Below are 17,448 nucleotides of genomic sequence, written 5' to 3' on the forward strand. Positions count from 1 at the left end.
TTGACGAAAATTATGAGTAAGGAGGTGAATCTCCTTGCAGATTTCTGAAGAGATTCTAGAAAAGGTAAAAGAACAAAATGATATAGTAGATGTAATATCTGAATCAGTTAGGCTTAAACGATCTGGAAGAAACTTTTCAGGACTATGTCCATTTCATAATGAAAAGACACCATCATTTTCAGTATCGCAAGATAAGCAAATATATAAATGTTTTGGGTGTGGAGAATCTGGAAATGTAATTTCTTTTGTTATGAAAAATAAAAATATGCCCTTTGTAGAAGCAGTTAAATATTTAGCTGATAGAGCTAATATTACAATAGAAAGTGAGCAAGGGAGAATAAGTCCAACTGCAAAAAAGAGAGAAATACTTTATAAAGTAAATGTAGAAGCAGCAAGGTTCTTTTATTCAAACTTGAAAAACACAAGAGAAGCAAAGGAATATTTTTTAAACAGAGGCATAAAGGAAGAAACAATAAAGAAATTTGGGTTAGGCTTTGCAAAAGATAGTTGGAACAATTTAATATTACATTTGAGAAAATTAGGATTTAGAGATGACTTATTACTTGAGGCAGGATTAGTTTCGACCTCAGAGAGAACAGGAAATAAATATGACAGGTTTAGAAACAGAGTTATATTTCCAGTATTTGATTATAGGGGTAAGGTAATAGGCTTTGGAGGAAGAGTCTTAGATGATTCAAAACCAAAATATCTAAACTCTCCAGAAACTTTGGTTTTTCAAAAGGGAACCAATCTATATGGATTAAATTTTGCTATAAAAAGTAAGATGCAGGATAGATATTTCATTATGGTAGAAGGATATATGGACTTAATAACTTTGCATCAATATGGAATTACAAATGTAGTAGCATCCTTAGGTACAGCTTTAACTACAAATCAAGCTAGATTATTAAAGAGATATGCTGATAAAGTTATAATATCATATGATGCTGACATAGCTGGTCAGGCAGCAACTATGAGAGGTCTAGAGATATTAAAAGATGCAGGATTTGACGTAAGGGTGTTAAGTATTCCACAAGGAAAAGATCCAGATGAATACGTAAGAAGTAATGGAAAAGAAGCATTTATTAAATTAATTAATAATGCTGAAAGTTTAATAGACTATAGGATTAAAAAAGCAGAAGAAGGAATTAACCTTAAGGATAGCAATGATTTAGTTAAATATGGGAAAAGAGTAACAGAGATTTTAGCAAATGTTAATTCTATAGAAAAAGATGTCTATATAAAGAAGATATCAGAAAATACTGGTATAAGAGAACAAACATTATATGATTTATTATCAAAAAAAATGACAAAAAGTATAAAAGAAAATGCTTTCATGAATAATAAGGAAGAAAATGGAACAAAATTATATTTAGAGCCAGCTTTTTTAAAAGCTGAGAGATCTTTAATGAAATTATGTTTAGAAGAAGAATATTTTGACTATATTAGTCAAGTGATAAGCCAAGATGAGTTAATTCTTCCAGAACATAAAGAGATTTTTTCTATTATTAAAGAAGCTAAAAAGGGAAAGATAAATAATATAATAACTTTTTTAGAATCAAAATGTACTAATTTAAAAACTATTGATGAAATAATAAAAATTAAAGAACAACATGTTCTAATAGGTAAAGATAATAAAAGATTAATACAAGATTTTATCAAGCAATTAGATAATTATAAATTAAACCAACAGTTAGATGAGTTAATAAAAAAACAAAAGCTGTTAGAAGCACAAGGTAAAATTGAAGAATCTATAAAAATAGCAATTGAGTTAAAAAAAGTTAATGAGAAATTAAAGAGAGGTGCAAAGTAGTAGTTGGCAATAACGGAAGGAGGTAACAAAATGGTAGATGAAAAAACAAAAGCTAAGCAAGGTAAAAAAGAGAATGAGGATAAGACTAGCAAAATGAATATAGTTAAAAATCTACTAGATAAAGGAAAGAAAAATGGTACTTTAACATATAAAGAAATAATGGATGAAATTGAACATATAGACTTAAGTCCAGAACAAATAGAAAAAATATATGAAGTGTTAGAGTCCATGGGTATAGAGGTTATAGGTGATCCTAATGGTATTGATGTAGTTGAAGAAGAATTAGAATTAGATTTAACTATTCCAGAAGGTATAGCTATAGATGACCCAGTAAGAATGTACCTAAAAGAAATTGGAAAAGTTCCTTTATTATCTTCAGAAGAAGAAATAGAATTAGCAAATAGAATAGAACAAGGAGATCAAAGAGCTAAAAAGAAATTAGCAGAAGCAAATTTAAGACTTGTTGTAAGTATTGCTAAAAGATATGTTGGAAGAGGAATGTTATTTCTAGACCTTATTCAAGAAGGAAATTTAGGACTTATTAAAGCCGTAGAAAAGTTCGACTATAGGAAAGGATTTAAATTTTCTACCTATGCTACATGGTGGATAAGACAGGCAATAACTAGAGCTATTGCAGACCAAGCAAGAACTATAAGAATACCTGTCCATATGGTAGAAACTATAAATAAATTAATAAGAGTACAAAGACAATTATTACAAGAGCTAGGAAGAGATCCTTTTCCAGAAGAAATTTCAAAAGTTATGGACTTACCAGTAGATAAAGTAAGAGAAATACAAAAAATAGCTCAAGAACCAGTATCTTTAGAAACTCCTATAGGTGAAGAAGAAGATTCACATCTTGGAGATTTTATCCCAGATGATGATGCTTTAGCACCAGCAGAAGCGGCAGCATTTACTATGCTTAAGGAGCAATTAATAAATGTTCTAGATACTTTAACTCCAAGAGAAGAAAAAGTATTAAGACTAAGATTTGGATTAGATGATGGAAGAGCAAGAACTTTAGAAGAAGTTGGTAAGGAATTTAACGTAACTAGAGAAAGAATAAGACAAATAGAAGCTAAGGCTTTAAGAAAATTAAGGCACCCTTCAAGAAGTAAAAAATTAAAGGATTATTTAGATTAGCACCAAAAGGTGCTAATTTTAATTTAGCAAGGAGAAAAAAATATGGAACTAAGCGAAAGATTAAATTTTATAATTAAAAATATTGAAAATACCTCAGTACTAGCAGACATAGGCACAGATCATGGATATATTCCATTACATGCTTTGAAAAGTGGAATTTGTAGTAAAGCTATAGCTGTAGATATAAATAAGGAACCATTAGATAAAGCAAGGTTAAATGCAATATTAGAAGGCATGGGAGAGGAATTAGAGTTTAGATTAGGTGATGGACTTAAAGTTTTAGAAAAAGATGAAGTGGAAGTTACAGTAATTGCTGGTATGGGTGGAAATTTAATTAAAGATATACTGGAAGAACAAATTGAAAAAGTTAATTCTATGAAGTATTTAATACTACAACCAGCACAAAATCCAGAAGTTCTAAGAGAATATCTTTACACTAATAATTATGAAATAATAAATGAAGATCTTTGTTTAGATGAAAATATATATTATGAACTTTTTAAAGTAAGGAGAAAAGAAGGAGAGGCTACGAACTTAGATCCAATATACTATGAAGTAAGCCCTAAACTTTTAATGCAAAAACATCCTTTAATGAAGGAGTATTTAATTTCAAAAGTTGAAAACTATGAAAAAATTAATAGTTTCATAACAGAAAGTACTATTAATGCAAATGAAAGAAGAAAATCAATACAAGAGAAGATAGACGTTATTACAAATATGATTAATTTTCTATAAGGAAGATGTTTATGAAAAAAATTAAAGATATTATTAGAATAATGGAGGAGTTTGCTCCAAAAACATTAAAAGAAGATTTTGATAATGTAGGTTTGATGGTAGGAGATAGAAATAAAGAGGTGAAGAAAATACTTTTAGCTTTAGATTGCACATTGGATGTAATAAAAGAAGCAAAAGAAAAAAGCGTAGATTTAATAATAACTCATCATCCTCTTATATTTAGAAAGCCAAGCAGTATAACAACAGATACATTAACAGGTAAAAAGATAATAGAATTAATTAAAAATGACATAAGCTTATATTCAAGTCATACTAATTTAGATTCTGCAGAGAATGGTTTAAATGAAACTATAGTAAATCTATTAGGTTACAGCACTAATGAACTTATAGAAGTTAATAAAATGGCTAGAAATGATAATGAAGGATTAGGAAGAATTGTTAGATTAGAAGATTTTATTAAATTAGAAGACTTAATAGAAGATATTAAAGAAAAATTAAATGTAAAATCATTGAAAGTCGTTAAGGGTTGTGAAAAAGTTAAAAATATTGCGATCATTAATGGAAGTGGCAGTGATTTCTTTGAAAAAGCATACAAAAAAGGTGCAGATTGTATAATAACAGGTGATACAACATATCATTATGCATCTGATTATAAAGAATTAGGAGTCTCAATAATAGATACAGGGCATTTTTCTTCTGAATGGATTGTTTTTTTACAAGTTATCAATAAATTAACAGATAAATTACAAGACATAGAAATCTTAATATCTACTAAAAGTGAAGACCCTTACACATTTGTGTAAGGGTTTTTCTCTTACTTAATTCTTCAAATGGAAATGTATAAAGTTGCTTTTAATTAAAATAAAGCAACTTACATATGGTTACATTTTTATAAACAACTTTTATTAATTTAAAGCATAAACTAATAATAATAAGAGTAATATATGGGAGATTAATTATGGGAAAATCATATTATAGAAAGAAGAGCAGTTCTTGGGGCAAAACATTTCAAGATGGGTTTAAAGATATTTGTGAGGGAATAAGTAAAAACATAAGTAAGGGAGTACCGTTTTTTAGAAATTGTTGTAATCCTGCAGCTAGATTATGTATATTTATACTCATTCTCTTAACATTATTACTTTCGGGAATAGGATTTTATTCTTGGGTAATTCTAATTATGTTAGTAATAATCCTACAATTTGTTTAAAATGTAAAAAATATCATTTGCATTATTGACTAAGTTGTGATAACATAATCTTCGCGAGTAAGACATGCAATCGCTGCTAGACTAGATCTAGGAGAGGAAAGTCGGAGCTCCATAGGGCAGGGTGCTGGATAACGTCCAGTCAAGGCGACTTGAAGGAAAGTGCAACAGAGAGATACCGCCTAAAGTTTAAACTTATAACTTCTAATTTATTAGAATGTATAAGTTCCACTAACCAAATCGTAGATTTGGAGTGTTATTTAGGTAAGGGTGGAAAGGCGAGGTAAGAGCTCACCAGCATCATGGTGACATGATGGCTATGTAAACCCCACTTGGAGCAAGGTCGAATAGGGAAACATTTTGGAGTTGCCCGCTCCGTTTCCGGGTGTACCGCTTGAGCTTATTGGTAACAATAAGCCTAGATAGATGATTGCTTAATACAGAACTCCGCTTATGGCTTGTCTCGCATAAGTAATAGCAAGGGTTTATAGGTGTAGATATTAAAATCTTACCTTAATATTCTCTTGTTATTTTATTTTTAATAATTGTTAAATATTTATCAATGAGGAATTTTCTAGATGGGTTTTTTATTCTATAGATTTAATCTTACTTATTATTAAATAAGTGCATGTAACTATAGTTGCAAAAATAACAGTCATTCCAATATAATAGGTAAAACGATATGATTGTGCAACTGTCACTTTAGTCATTAAGAGAAATAATATCATTGGTAAAATATAAAAACTGAAGAATACAAAAAATGTACAGGATAAGATAAAAATAAAAAATACTTTAAGATATTTCATAAAACTACTCCAATCATAAATTATTTCCTTAATTATACTATATTTGTTTATAATTGGTTAGAGGAAAATTTAATTAGTAGCTCTAAATTTTATTTGAAAAGATTTTTATAAAAAACTATTGCTAAAACTATTATAATATGATAATATAAATGAATAGCGAAAAGCTAATTAATATAGGTTTGATTTAGATAAATAATTTCTCGTAAATTGGAGATTATTATCCATTTGGAATCTTTAAATTTAGGAGGAATATTTATGACAGATAAAACAATAACTTGTAGAGATTGCGGAAGCGAATTCATATTTTCAGTAGGAGAACAAGAATTCTACAAAGAAAAAGGATTCGATAATGAGCCAACAAGATGTATATCTTGTAGAAGAGCTAAAAAAGAGCAAAATAGAAGATAATTTTTGTTTAAATCAAGAGTTTTAAGTATATCTTAAAACTCTTTTTTATTTTAAAAATAAAAAAGATATCTACTATAGAAAGAGGAAAATAAAGTGAATTTATAAATATCTTTATGATATATCTAAAATCAATAAAGAGAAGGTTCTTAGTAGCATCCTTTAAAAAAGCTACTTGCCATAAAGATAAAAGTACTTAGAAATTTAGGTGCTTTTATTTTATATAAAGAAGAAAAGAAATAAATTAATTATTGAATCAATTTATATTAGGAACATTATTATAGAATTAAATATAATTAATATTGTTTAATACCAGGTAGAAAAGCAGTATGTATAAAATTCTACCTGGCAAATAGTTAACTACTTGTATAGATAATAAATTAAAGACAAGTTTTTTGTCAATCAGAAAATTATAAATAAAAATTTTTTATAGGTAAAAGTCATAAAAAAATTAAATTTATAATATTAGATAATATAATAAATAAATTGGAGAGATTTAAATGGAGAATTTTATTATCTTAATTCTAATTTCCTTACTAGCTGAAAGTGTATGGGAAACTTTAAAGATGATATGGCAAAATGGAAAGTTAGTTATAGATAGAGTAGGAGCATTAGTGGTCTCCGTACTAATAGCTATAGGAACTAATCTAGATATATTATCATTACTAGGGGTAAAAACTTTTATTCCCTATTTAGGTGTTATATTAACTGGGATATTAATAAGTAGAGGATCGAACTTTATACATGATTTATTAGTTAGAGTTGGAAATATAAAAATTAGTGAATAGAAAAAAATTTCAAAAATAACATTCAGAAAAGTTAAAACAATCCTTGCATTAATAATCAAGGATTGTTTTTTAATTATAATAAATCATTATGTAATATTTTATTATAAGAGTTTAGATCATCTAAGGAATTAAAAGCGTCCAAGACACTATTAATAATATAAATAAACAAAAACGTAGAAATTAGAATAATCAAATAAAAAAGTATATTTGACATAATTACCATATAAATCACCTCAGTTTAATTATTTCCAGCAATATGCAATTTTAAAACTAAAGCATAAGAAATAATTTTTTTTATTTAGTTAATACTATATATAGACAATATAAATTTTACAAAGGAGGAATTAATATGTCTCAAAGTAATAATACAAGGGAAAATAAAACTAGTATAGTAGGATGGATAGGAAGATTAGTAATGGTGGCTATAATTTTAGGAATAACATCCTTTTTTACTCCTGGATTTAGTATCAATGGATTATGGTCTTATTTAATAGCAGCAGTAGTAATTACTATATTAGATTATATAGTAGAATCCTTTATGGGAGTAGATGCTTCTCCATTTGGAAAAGGGTTAAAGGGGTTTGTTATTTCAGCAGTAATAATATATGTAGCACAGTTTTTTGTGCCTAATATGAGAGTATCAATTATAGGAGCCTTAATAGCAGCATTAGTTATAGGGATATTAGATGCTATTTTCCCATCAAGAGTTATGTAATTATAAAGTTATATACTAAATTAAATTTAAAAATAAGAGTTCTCAAATAAGAGAATTCTTATTTTATATTCAATAGATAAAAATTCAGCACTTGATTTAGAAAAATATATTTTTTATACTAAATGTAAGTTAATAAATTAAGGAAGGTGATTTTTGAATGAAGGATTTATTTACACCCTATAAAATGAAGGGGCTTGAGTTAAGAAATAGAATTGTATTACCTCCAATGTGTCAATATTCAGTAGAGAAAAAAGATGGAATAGCTAATGAATGGCATTATATGCATTATGTAAGCAGAGCAATTGGTGGTGTAGGATTAATAATTATAGAGATGACAGATGTAGAACCAGATGGAAGAATAAGTGATTATGATTTAGGATTATGGTGTGATGAACAGATAGAGCCTTTAAAGAAAATAGTAGATGAGTGCCATAAATATGGTGCTAAAGTGGCAATTCAAATTGCACATGCAGGAAGAAAGGCTGAAGATGCAGAGATACCAGTTGCACCATCGCCTATTCAATTTGATGAAAAAAGTAAAACTCCAAAGGAATTATCTACAGAAGAAGTAAAAGAAATTGTGGATAAATTTAGATTATCAGTTAAGCGTGCTATTAAAGCAGGATTTGATGCTATAGAAATTCATGGAGCTCATGGATATTTAATACATCAATTTCATTCACCATTAACTAATAAAAGAAGTGATGAGTATGGAAAGGATTTAACTAAATTTGGAGTAGATATAATTAAAGCAGCTAAAAGTGAAATGCCAAAAGATATGCCTCTAATAATGCGCATATCAGCAGTAGAATATGTAGAAAATGGATATGGAATAGAAACAGGTATTAAGCTTTCCAAAGCATATAAAGAAGCAGGAGCAGATATATTTCATATTAGTGCAGGGGGAGAAGGCAAAATAGCAGCAGCCGGTAAACCAGGAACACATGCAGCATATCAAGTACCTTATGCAAAAGCTATTAAAGAAGCTTTAAACACAGATGTTATTGCTGTTGGAAGGCTAGATGAGCCTGAGCTTGCTAATGCAGTAATAGGAAATGAAGAAGCAGATCTTGTAGCAGTTGGAAGAGCAATGTTTAGAAATCCATATTGGCCATTAGAAGCAGCTATTAAATTAAATAAAAAGGTTGATCTACCTAGACAATATGAATTAGGTTTTCCAAGAAATATTTTAAATAAATAGGGAGATTAAATGAGAGATTTAAAGTATCCAGCAATTTATAAGCATTTTAAGAATAAATATTATGCTGTTATGGGAGTTTGTAAATATATAGAAAACAAAGATAATAGCGAAGATTTTAAAGTATTAGAAGCATTTCATACAGAATTAAATTCATTAATAGAAATATACATAAAAGATGATGGATATTTTCATTCAAATGATAATGATAAGGACTCAACTTTAGTTTTATATAAAGCTCTTTATGATGATAAAGGAATATATGCTAGACCTATGGAAATGTTTTTAAGTGAAGTAGATAATGATAAATATCCAGAGGTGTTACAAAAATATAGATTTGAATTATTTAAATATTAATTGGAAAATTAGTATAAGAACTTAGAATATCTTATTAATATAATAAAAGTTTATAGATAATAAAAATAGAACCATGTATAGTACTAAGGCAAATTAAATACTATACATGGTTCTGCTACATTTTTAAGTACTTAGGGATGTTTTTATCAGTTTCCATTATATGTACCTTTATCCAATTAGAAACAACATCTAGTATATTATTTATAGATCCTTTTTGATCCATATCTATAGAATATATGTCAAATTTATTAATTTCTTCGATAAAAGCATCATGAGCAAATTTATGTGTTAAAAATTTTGAGTAGCCATTTTCACGCATAAAATCTTCTTCAGTTTGGAAATGATAAATGGTATATTCTTTTAACTCTTCAAGTATAGTGATAATTTCATCATATTTATCATTTTCCTTATTTTTCAGTAATAGTTCATAGCATTTATCAAGTATATCAAATAATTCTTTATGCTGCTTATCTATAATGTCTATGTTAACAGAAAATTTATCAGACCAAGATCCCATTTTAACTCCTCCATTATAATAATTATAATTTTATTATAATAAGATAGCTCCAAATAAACAATAGAAATAAATTTTTATTAAGTATTAATTTCTTTATGAAATCTTAGAGATATTAAATATTGAACTTATTAACAAAGTTATAAATATATTTAAATTATATAAATAATCATTTGAAAATTATAAAAATATATTTTAATTTAGTAAAAATTTACCAAAAACGTCTTTTATAATTGACTGTTATATTTTATCGGTATATTATGAATATAGCTAAATGTTTGGATTGTTATATATTTTAAAGTGTAGAAAAATATTAGTAAAATATAATTTATTAGTATACTAAAAAAGTATAAGTTTTAGGAGTGAAACTATGGAAATTTTAAAGGTGTTAATTGGGAAGTTTAATAACAAAAAGGTAGAAAGCTATAACTTAAGAAACTCTAATGGTTTTGGGATAAATGCATTAAATTATGGTGCTATAATAACTGATATATTAGTACCAGATAGAAATGGAATAATTGAAAATGTAGTTCTTAAATATGAAGATATAAACTCATATGAAAAAAATCCATCATATTTAGGAGCATTGATAGGAAGAACAGCTGGTAGAATTGCAAAAGGTAAAGTCGAATTAAATGGCAACGTTTTAAGTTTTGATAAAAATTATGGGCCTAATCAAGGTCATGGAGGAATAAATGGCTTTGACAAAAGGTTTTTAGATGTAAAAACAAACATTAACGAAAACGAAGGATATATAGAATTTTCTTATTTAAGTCCATCAGGGGAGGAAGGATATCCTGGTAATTTAAAAATTAATGTAAGATATACTATAACAGAAGAAAATGAATTGAAAATATCATATAAAGCAATAAGTGATGAAGATACATTAGTTAATCTAACTAATCATAGTTATTTTAATTTAAGTGGCAATTATAAAGAGAACATTTTAAATCATCATTTATATATAGATAGTGATTTTATAACTGAAATAAATAAAAATCAAGTTCCAACTGGAAAGATAATAAGCGTAGATGGAACTCCATTTGATTTTACAAGTCCTAAAACAATAGGAAGAGATATAGAGGAAGAAGATTATCAACTGGAAATTGGACAAGGATATGATCATACTTGGATACTAAATGGCGGTAATGATATAAAAATTAGATTATACCATAAAGCTTCAGGAAGGCAAATGGATGTTTACACAAATCAAAATAGCGTAGTTTTATATTCGTTAAATTTCCCAGATGATGAAAAAATATCTTATGCAAATAGAAGTGCTAAGAGAAGAGAGGCCTTGGCAATAGAAACTCAAAGTCCTCCTATAGGAGAGAATAATATATTTGCTAAGTATTCAATTTTAAGAAAAGGTGAAGAGTATAATAAAGAAACAATATATAAGTTTTCAATTATATAAATTATTAGGCAGTACTAATTCAAGTATTGCCTTTTTACTTATATAAGTTGATAAAACACTGATATCAATTGAATAATCTCAAATTAAAATAGAATTAAGCTAGGTGTGTGATATTTATTACATCGTATATATCATTTTTTCTAAAGTTACTATATAAAATATAAGTAGATAACTATAGGAGAGGTATTTGTATGCAAAAGAGATTAGTTTATGATATCTTTATTGGTTTATTATCGCTAATGGGTGCAATAATGATAATATTAGAACTTATGTATAAACTGCCCATTAGTGTAGTAGAAACTTTTTATTATATAAATTTAATAATTTGCTATATATTTTTTATGGACTATATAATAAGATTAGGTTTATCAAAAAACAAAATGAATTTTATAATTAATAATCTTGTAGATTTAATTTCTATAATACCTGTTTTTGGAATAAGCAAAATGATTTATACTTTGAATATAGGAATGGTTATAGACTTAAAATTATTAATAAAAATAACAAAAGTAGTTATACTTATAATTTTTATAATAAAATTTAAGAATAAAATAAGAGAATCTGTAAAAATTAATAAATTTAACTATATGTTAGTTTTAACTACTATTATAATTGTATTAGCAGCAGTAATTATAGCTTTATTAGAAAATATGAGTTTTGGAGATGCTATATGGTGGAGCTTTGTAACTTTCACTACCGTTGGGTATGGAGATGTACTTCTCACAACTAATAGTGGAAGAATAGTGGCTATTTTATTAATGATTTTTGGAATTGGATTTATAGGAGTAACTACAAGTACGATAGCGGCTTATATAATAAATAATGATGGGAGAAAGAAAAGAAAAAGAGATTTTAAGGACGAAACTATAGATTTTATTAAATATAAAATAGATAATCTTGATTCATTATCAGATTCAGAATTAGATAATATATATAAGACTTTAAAAACCTTAAAATCAAATAATAAGGAAAAGTAGTAAAGGAAGAGGTACACATATGAAAAAAGTATATAGAACTATAATTATGATATTGATAATATTAATTTTATCTTCTTATTTAGGATATATATATTTATATAAATATATAAAAAAAATAGAAATAAATTCAGTTATTTCAAATGAGGAAATAACTAAGGAAGAAGAAATATTAATTAATTTTATAGACAGTAAATTAATTAATGAGTTTGGAGGAATATATACTAATTATAATAATGTCAAAACAGAAGGGGATTTAACTAAGGGGCATGATATCTTATCAGAATCTCAAGGAATGATTTTAAATTATTATTTATATAAAAATGATCAAGCAAATTATAAAAAATCCTTTCAGTATTTAAAAGAAAATATGATTTTAAAAAATAAATTAGTTAGTTGGAGAATAGAAAATAATAAGCCTTCAGAGGTATCAGCGACAATAGATGATTTAAGAATAGTAAGATCTCTAGTAATTGCTTCAGAAGAATTTCATAATTTAAGATATAGATACTATGGAATAAAGGTTTCAAATGGAATATATAAAAATTTAATTACAGACAATAGATTAATAGATTTTCATGATGGATATGGAAAAAGTAATATAACTACCTTATGTTATTTAGATTTATATGCAATAAAACTTTTATCTTTATTTGATGACAAATGGAATGAAGTTTATAATAAATCAAGTGAAATTATAGAGCAAGGTTACATAAGTAAGGATTTACCACTATATAGAAAGTATTATGATGGTAGTACAAATGAATATGATAAGGAAGAAAATATAGATACTTTATTGTCTATATTAGTTATTTTAAATAAAGCAGAAGTGAATGAAGATATAAGCGAAAGTACAAATTGGATTAAAGATAGATTAAAAAATTTTGGATATATATCAACTTCATATAATGTAAATATGAAGGATGAAAGTAAAATAGAATCTACAGCTATTTATGCTAATATTGCACAATTAGCAAAGGTAATAAATGATGAAGAACTTTACAAAATGGCAATAAATAAAATGAAAGTTTTCCAGGTAATAAATATAAACAGCAATATATACGGAGCATTTGGAAATGAAAAAACTGAAGAAGTATATTCCTACGACAATTTAAATGCATTACTAGCACTAAGAAGAAAATTTAATAAGTAAGAAAATAAAAATGAATCAAGAAGCAATATTTCTTGATTCATTTTTATTATATATGAAGTTATAATCTCTTAGCATATGTAGAAAAGGTAAATTTGTCTGGTCTATGACGTGATTCAGTATATTCAAATAAAGTTCCATCTTCTAAATAGACATAATTTTTTATTATGGCAACTAAATTGTAATTTTTTAAATCTATAAACTTCATGTCGAGTTTAGAGACTGGCTCTACCGAAACTATTTTTTGAGCACCAGCAATTTTTAAAGAAAGATTATTTTCTATGTGTTCATAAATTGACTTACTTGCAATATTTTTATCCAAGTCTTTAATTATGTCTTTTAAGAAGAAATTTATATCTAATATACTTTCTTCTCCATCTATATTTCTAGATCTTATTATATAAATAACTTTTGATCCTAATGAAAAACCAGTTTTTTTTGAGAGCTTTTCATCAACTGTTAATTCTTCGAATCTATGTACATGAGTTAAATAATTTACATTGTTAGTTACTGAAGCTTCTTTAAAGCTTTGTAATCCACCAACTAAAAATTTAAGTTGTTGTTTTTCTAAAATAAAAACTCCTTTTCCATGAACACTTGCAACAAGACCTTCAAAGGATAGCTGATTTATTGCTCGTCTAACAGTATTTCTACTTACTTCAAATAATGATGTTAATTCATTTTCAGAAGGAAGTTTTTCGCCAGATTTAAATTCATCATTTAATATTTTATTTTTTAAGTATTCATATATTTCCGTGTATTTCACTTGTTTCATATTAATTAAAATCTCCTTTAGGGCTTACTATATAGTATATTATAGCACTAAGAGGTAAAAATAAAATAAAAAAAGAAAAAACAATCTTGTTTAAACAAGTGTTGACATACTTGTTTAAACAAGATATAATGTAATCGTAATCAAAAATAAAATATTTAAAAGGAGAGAACGCTATGGGAAAGTTTAGACAAGAGGCATTAGACTTGTTAGAACTTGTTGGGGGGAAAGACAACATTGCCAGTGCAAGTCATTGTGTAACTAGATTAAGATTTGTCTTAAAAGATGAAAAGATTGCTAAAGAGAGAGCGAAGGATATTGAAAAACTACCATCAGTTAAAGGTACATTTGTAAATGCAGGTCAATTCCAAGTCATTATAGGAAATAGTGTACAAGCTTTTTATGATGAATTAATTCAAGTATCAGGATTGAAAGCAGAGTCTAAGGAAGAAGTTAAAAAGGCTGCTCAAAAGAATATGTCAATAGTACAAAGAGTTATAGCTGGACTTGCTGAAATATTTATTCCCATTTTACCAGCAATTATTACTGGGGGTTTAATATTAGGATTTAGAAATATAATAGGTGATTTAGCTGTATTTGGAGATGGTACACAAACACTTACTAGTTTACATCCAATTTTAGCAGAAATTCATAGTTTTTTATGGATTTTAGGAGAAGCAATATTCCACTTCTTACCTGTGGCGGTAACTTGGTCAACAGTTAAAAAATTTGGTGGCTCAGAAATTCTTGGTATAGTACTTGGTATTACATTAGTATCACCACAGTTATTAAATGCTTATGGATATGCAGAAGCAGTGCAAAATGGAAGTGTTCCATTCTGGAATTTTGGTTGGTTTACAATAGACAAGGTTGGATATCAAGCACAAGTAATTCCAGCTATGTTATCTGGTATCGTATTAACTAAAATTGAACTTACACTTAAAAAATATATACCTGATGTATTGAAATTAATAGTTATCCCATTTACAACTCTTTTAGTAACAGTTTTATTATCTTATATAATAATTGGACCAATTTCAAGAGAACTTGGCAATTACGTTGCAATTATTTTCAATTATTTATTAACAGGACCATTTAAGATACTTGGAGCAATAATTTTTGGAGTAGCTTATGCGCCATTAGTTATTACAGGATTACATCATACTTTTATTGCAGTAGATTTACAATTAATTGCAAATGGGGGTACTATGATATGGCCACTTATAGCATTGAGTAATATTGCTCAAGGAGCTTCAGCAGTAGCTATGTTAATAATATACAAGAAGAATGCAAAAATAAAATCAATAGCAGCATCAGCAGGTATATCTGCATGGTTAGGGGTTACTGAACCAGCTATGTTTGGTATTAATTTAAAATATAAATTCCCATTTATTGCAGCATTAATAGGATCAGGCTGTGCAGCAGTAATTTCAATACTTTCTGGAGTATTAGCTAATTCTATTGGAATAGGAGGATTACCTGGATTTTTAGCAATTCAACCTCAATATTGGGTTCCTTTTATAATCGCAATGGTAGTAGCAGTAGTAGTTCCAATAGTTTTAACCTTCATATTTAATAAAAAGTTTGGATCAGATATAGAAAACTTAGAATAATAAAAAAATTGAGCTGTCACATCTTTGTGACAGCCCATATCTATTAAGAGGTGGAGTAAATGAAAGAACAGAATTGGTGGAAATCATCAGTAGTATATCAAATTTATCCTAAAAGTTTTAAGGATAGCAATGGAGACGGAATTGGAGATATAGTTGGAATAATAGAAGAATTAGATTACTTAAAGAATTTAGGGGTGAAGGTACTTTGGCTTACACCTATATATGTATCACCTCAAAATGATAATGGTTATGATATAGCGGATTATTATAATATAGATAAAATGTTTGGAACTTTAGAAGATTTTAAACAATTACTTAAGGAAACTCATAAAAGAGGAATGAAGTTAATACTGGATATGGTAGTGAATCATACATCTACAGAGCATATTTGGTTTAAAGAAGCGCTTAAAGGTAAAGATAATCCTTATCATGATTTTTACATATGGAGAGAATTGCCTAATAATTGGAGATCTAAGTTTGGTGGATCTGCATGGCAATATGTAGAAAGCTTAAATGAATATTATCTTCACCTATTTGATAAGACACAGGCAGATTTAAATTGGGAAAATCCAAAACTTAGAGAAGAAATATTTAAAATGATGAGATATTGGCTAGATATGGGAGTTGATGGATTTAGATTAGATGTTATTAATCTTTTATCTAAGGATGAAGAATATTTAGATGATGATTTTAAATCCCCTACTAGAGATGGTAGAAGATTTTATACTGATGGACCTAAGATACATGAGTATTTAAAATTAATCAATAATGAAGTTTTTTCAAAATATGATGGAATTATGACTGCTGGTGAAATGTCTTCTACAACAATAGAGAATTGTATAAAATATACTAATCCAAATAATGAAGAGTTAAATATGACTTTTAATTTTCATCATTTAAAGGTAGATTATCCTGAAGGCGAAAAGTGGAAGTTAGCGCCATTTGACTTTGAAAAGCTAAAGGATATATTGTTTAGTTGGCAAGTAGAAATGGAAGAAGGAAATGGATGGAATGCTTTATTTTGGTGTAATCATGATCAACCTAGAATAGTATCTAGATTTGGAAATGATACAGTTTATAGAGACGAGTCTTCAAAAATGTTGGCTACAGCTATGCATTTAATGAGAGGAACACCATATATATATCAAGGTGAAGAAATTGGAATGACAAATCCTAATTTTGATAATATTAATGAGTACAGAGATGTAGAGTCACTAAATGCTTATAATATTCTCTTGAATAAGGGCATAAATGAAAATGAAGTTATAAATATATTAAAAAATAGATCAAGAGATAATTCAAGAACACCAATGCAATGGAATAGTGAAGAAAATTCTGGGTTTACAAAGGGAACACCGTGGATAGGCGTTTCAAAGAACTATAAAAATATAAATGTATATTCTGAAAAGAAAAATTCTAATTCTATATTAAATTACTATAAAGACTTAATAAATTTAAGAAAGAATAATGAAGTAATATGCGAGGGCAGTTTTATACCAATTTTAAAAGATCACCCAAGGATATTAGCTTATATTAGGGAACATAAAGGTCAAAAAATATTAGTAGTATGTAATTTTTATGGAGAAAAAATTATGGCATCTTTAAGTGAGTTAGACAATGTAAAAACTAAAATGATTTTAACTAATTCAGATGAAAATAAAATCGATGAAAATAAGATATTTTTATCACCTTATGGATGTATGGTAATTTCTTTGAGTAAATAAAATATTATAAAAAATACTTATAATGTTTTATAAGTAAAAACCATGTATAGAAAGAATTTAATTCTTTATATACATGGTTTTTAAAGTTATATATGATTATACTAATATATAATTTAATAT

The 17,448-nt window shown here is 27.0% G+C and carries 17 protein-coding genes and 1 other RNA gene; 16 read left to right on the forward strand and 2 right to left on the reverse strand.

Annotated elements, in window-relative coordinates; translation table 11 throughout:
* Window positions 1–34 precede the first annotated feature (34 nt).
* From dnaG to AAT22_RS04340, 11 genes are all read left to right on the forward strand, one after another.
* The gene (gene dnaG, locus AAT22_RS04295) at window positions 35–1,813 is read left to right on the forward strand and encodes a DNA primase (protein WP_047000368.1); all 1,779 of its coding nucleotides are present in this window, start codon (window positions 35–37) and stop codon (window positions 1,811–1,813) included.
* A gap of 30 nt (window positions 1,814–1,843) precedes the next feature.
* Window positions 1,844–2,956: an RNA polymerase sigma factor RpoD gene (gene rpoD, locus AAT22_RS04300; protein WP_047000369.1), complete on the forward strand. Its 1,113-nt coding sequence runs from the start codon at window positions 1,844–1,846 to the stop codon at window positions 2,954–2,956.
* Window positions 2,957–2,998: 42 nt separating this feature from the next.
* Entirely contained in the window at window positions 2,999–3,691 is a 693-nt protein-coding gene (locus AAT22_RS04305) for a class I SAM-dependent methyltransferase (protein ID WP_047000370.1), read from the forward strand.
* Between the two features lie 11 nt (window positions 3,692–3,702).
* A complete protein-coding gene (locus AAT22_RS04310; RefSeq protein WP_047000371.1) occupies window positions 3,703–4,494 on the forward strand; it encodes a Nif3-like dinuclear metal center hexameric protein in 792 nt (263 codons plus the stop codon).
* Between the two features lie 155 nt (window positions 4,495–4,649).
* Window positions 4,650–4,898, forward strand: coding sequence for a hypothetical protein (locus tag AAT22_RS04315; protein WP_047000372.1), 249 nt, complete (start codon window positions 4,650–4,652; stop codon window positions 4,896–4,898).
* Window positions 4,899–4,952: 54 nt separating this feature from the next.
* Window positions 4,953–5,365: RNase P RNA component class A (rnpB, locus tag AAT22_RS18535), an RNA gene on the forward strand.
* A gap of 591 nt (window positions 5,366–5,956) precedes the next feature.
* Window positions 5,957–6,109 (forward strand): zinc-ribbon domain-containing protein, encoded by a 153-nt coding sequence (locus tag AAT22_RS04320; protein WP_008677353.1) that lies wholly within the window; start codon window positions 5,957–5,959, stop codon window positions 6,107–6,109.
* 497 nt (window positions 6,110–6,606) lie between these two features.
* Window positions 6,607–6,894, forward strand: coding sequence for a hypothetical protein (locus AAT22_RS04325; RefSeq protein ID WP_016207146.1), 288 nt, complete (start codon window positions 6,607–6,609; stop codon window positions 6,892–6,894).
* Window positions 6,895–7,243: 349 nt separating this feature from the next.
* Entirely contained in the window at window positions 7,244–7,609 is a 366-nt protein-coding gene (locus tag AAT22_RS04330; RefSeq protein ID WP_016207145.1) for a phage holin family protein, read from the forward strand.
* A gap of 157 nt (window positions 7,610–7,766) precedes the next feature.
* The gene (locus AAT22_RS04335; RefSeq protein ID WP_047000373.1) at window positions 7,767–8,810 is read left to right on the forward strand and encodes an NADH:flavin oxidoreductase/NADH oxidase; all 1,044 of its coding nucleotides are present in this window, start codon (window positions 7,767–7,769) and stop codon (window positions 8,808–8,810) included.
* Between the two features lie 9 nt (window positions 8,811–8,819).
* Window positions 8,820–9,164: a DUF1653 domain-containing protein gene (locus AAT22_RS04340; RefSeq protein ID WP_047000374.1), complete on the forward strand. Its 345-nt coding sequence runs from the start codon at window positions 8,820–8,822 to the stop codon at window positions 9,162–9,164.
* 115 nt (window positions 9,165–9,279) lie between these two features.
* On the opposite strand, the gene AAT22_RS04345 is transcribed toward AAT22_RS04340, so the two are convergent.
* Window positions 9,280–9,681 (reverse strand): bacteriohemerythrin, encoded by a 402-nt coding sequence (locus tag AAT22_RS04345; RefSeq protein WP_047000375.1) that lies wholly within the window; start codon window positions 9,679–9,681, stop codon window positions 9,280–9,282.
* 367 nt (window positions 9,682–10,048) lie between these two features.
* Between AAT22_RS04345 and AAT22_RS04350 the strand changes: the two genes are divergently transcribed.
* From AAT22_RS04350 to AAT22_RS04360, 3 genes are all read left to right on the forward strand, one after another.
* Window positions 10,049–11,095, forward strand: coding sequence for an aldose epimerase family protein (locus tag AAT22_RS04350; RefSeq protein WP_047000376.1), 1,047 nt, complete (start codon window positions 10,049–10,051; stop codon window positions 11,093–11,095).
* A gap of 191 nt (window positions 11,096–11,286) precedes the next feature.
* Window positions 11,287–12,072, forward strand: coding sequence for a potassium channel family protein (locus AAT22_RS04355; RefSeq protein WP_047000377.1), 786 nt, complete (start codon window positions 11,287–11,289; stop codon window positions 12,070–12,072).
* 19 nt (window positions 12,073–12,091) lie between these two features.
* The gene (locus tag AAT22_RS04360) at window positions 12,092–13,222 is read left to right on the forward strand and encodes a glycosyl hydrolase family 8 (protein ID WP_047000378.1); all 1,131 of its coding nucleotides are present in this window, start codon (window positions 12,092–12,094) and stop codon (window positions 13,220–13,222) included.
* Between the two features lie 58 nt (window positions 13,223–13,280).
* On the opposite strand, the gene treR is transcribed toward AAT22_RS04360, so the two are convergent.
* Window positions 13,281–13,994: a trehalose operon repressor gene (treR, locus tag AAT22_RS04365; protein ID WP_016207138.1), complete on the reverse strand. Its 714-nt coding sequence runs from the start codon at window positions 13,992–13,994 to the stop codon at window positions 13,281–13,283.
* Window positions 13,995–14,167: 173 nt separating this feature from the next.
* Here treR and treP point away from each other — a divergent pair, with 173 nt between their 5' ends.
* Together treP and treC are read left to right on the forward strand one after the other, a co-directional pair.
* Window positions 14,168–15,604, forward strand: coding sequence for a PTS system trehalose-specific EIIBC component (gene treP / locus AAT22_RS04370; RefSeq protein ID WP_016207137.1), 1,437 nt, complete (start codon window positions 14,168–14,170; stop codon window positions 15,602–15,604).
* Window positions 15,605–15,663: 59 nt separating this feature from the next.
* A complete protein-coding gene (treC, locus tag AAT22_RS04375) occupies window positions 15,664–17,328 on the forward strand; it encodes an alpha,alpha-phosphotrehalase (protein WP_047000379.1) in 1,665 nt (554 codons plus the stop codon).
* Window positions 17,329–17,448: the final 120 nt, after the last annotated feature.

The sequence above is a fragment of the Clostridium sp. C8 genome (assembly GCF_001010885.1).
Classification (GTDB): Bacteria; Bacillota; Clostridia; order Clostridiales; family Clostridiaceae; genus Clostridium; species Clostridium sartagoforme.

Bases quoted from the DNA above. Each gene is read 5' to 3' on its own strand.
- rpoD (WP_047000369.1), top strand. From the start codon at position 1,844: ATGGTAGATGAAAAAACAAAAGCTAAGCAAGGTAAAAAAGAGAATGAG.
- treP (WP_016207137.1), top strand. From the start codon at position 14,168: ATGGGAAAGTTTAGACAAGAGGCATTAGACTTGTTAGAACTTGTTGGG.
- AAT22_RS04335 (WP_047000373.1), top strand. From the start codon at position 7,767: ATGAAGGATTTATTTACACCCTATAAAATGAAGGGGCTTGAGTTAAGA.
- AAT22_RS04340 (WP_047000374.1), top strand. From the start codon at position 8,820: ATGAGAGATTTAAAGTATCCAGCAATTTATAAGCATTTTAAGAATAAA.
- AAT22_RS04330 (WP_016207145.1), top strand. From the start codon at position 7,244: ATGTCTCAAAGTAATAATACAAGGGAAAATAAAACTAGTATAGTAGGA.
- AAT22_RS04320 (WP_008677353.1), top strand. From the start codon at position 5,957: ATGACAGATAAAACAATAACTTGTAGAGATTGCGGAAGCGAATTCATA.
- AAT22_RS04305 (WP_047000370.1), top strand. From the start codon at position 2,999: ATGGAACTAAGCGAAAGATTAAATTTTATAATTAAAAATATTGAAAAT.
- AAT22_RS04325 (WP_016207146.1), top strand. From the start codon at position 6,607: ATGGAGAATTTTATTATCTTAATTCTAATTTCCTTACTAGCTGAAAGT.
- AAT22_RS04315 (WP_047000372.1), top strand. From the start codon at position 4,650: ATGGGAAAATCATATTATAGAAAGAAGAGCAGTTCTTGGGGCAAAACA.
- AAT22_RS04345 (WP_047000375.1), bottom strand. From the start codon at position 9,681: ATGGGATCTTGGTCTGATAAATTTTCTGTTAACATAGACATTATAGAT.
- AAT22_RS04355 (WP_047000377.1), top strand. From the start codon at position 11,287: ATGCAAAAGAGATTAGTTTATGATATCTTTATTGGTTTATTATCGCTA.
- AAT22_RS04310 (WP_047000371.1), top strand. From the start codon at position 3,703: ATGAAAAAAATTAAAGATATTATTAGAATAATGGAGGAGTTTGCTCCA.
- treR (WP_016207138.1), bottom strand. From the start codon at position 13,994: ATGAAACAAGTGAAATACACGGAAATATATGAATACTTAAAAAATAAA.
- AAT22_RS04360 (WP_047000378.1), top strand. From the start codon at position 12,092: ATGAAAAAAGTATATAGAACTATAATTATGATATTGATAATATTAATT.
- treC (WP_047000379.1), top strand. From the start codon at position 15,664: ATGAAAGAACAGAATTGGTGGAAATCATCAGTAGTATATCAAATTTAT.
- AAT22_RS04350 (WP_047000376.1), top strand. From the start codon at position 10,049: ATGGAAATTTTAAAGGTGTTAATTGGGAAGTTTAATAACAAAAAGGTA.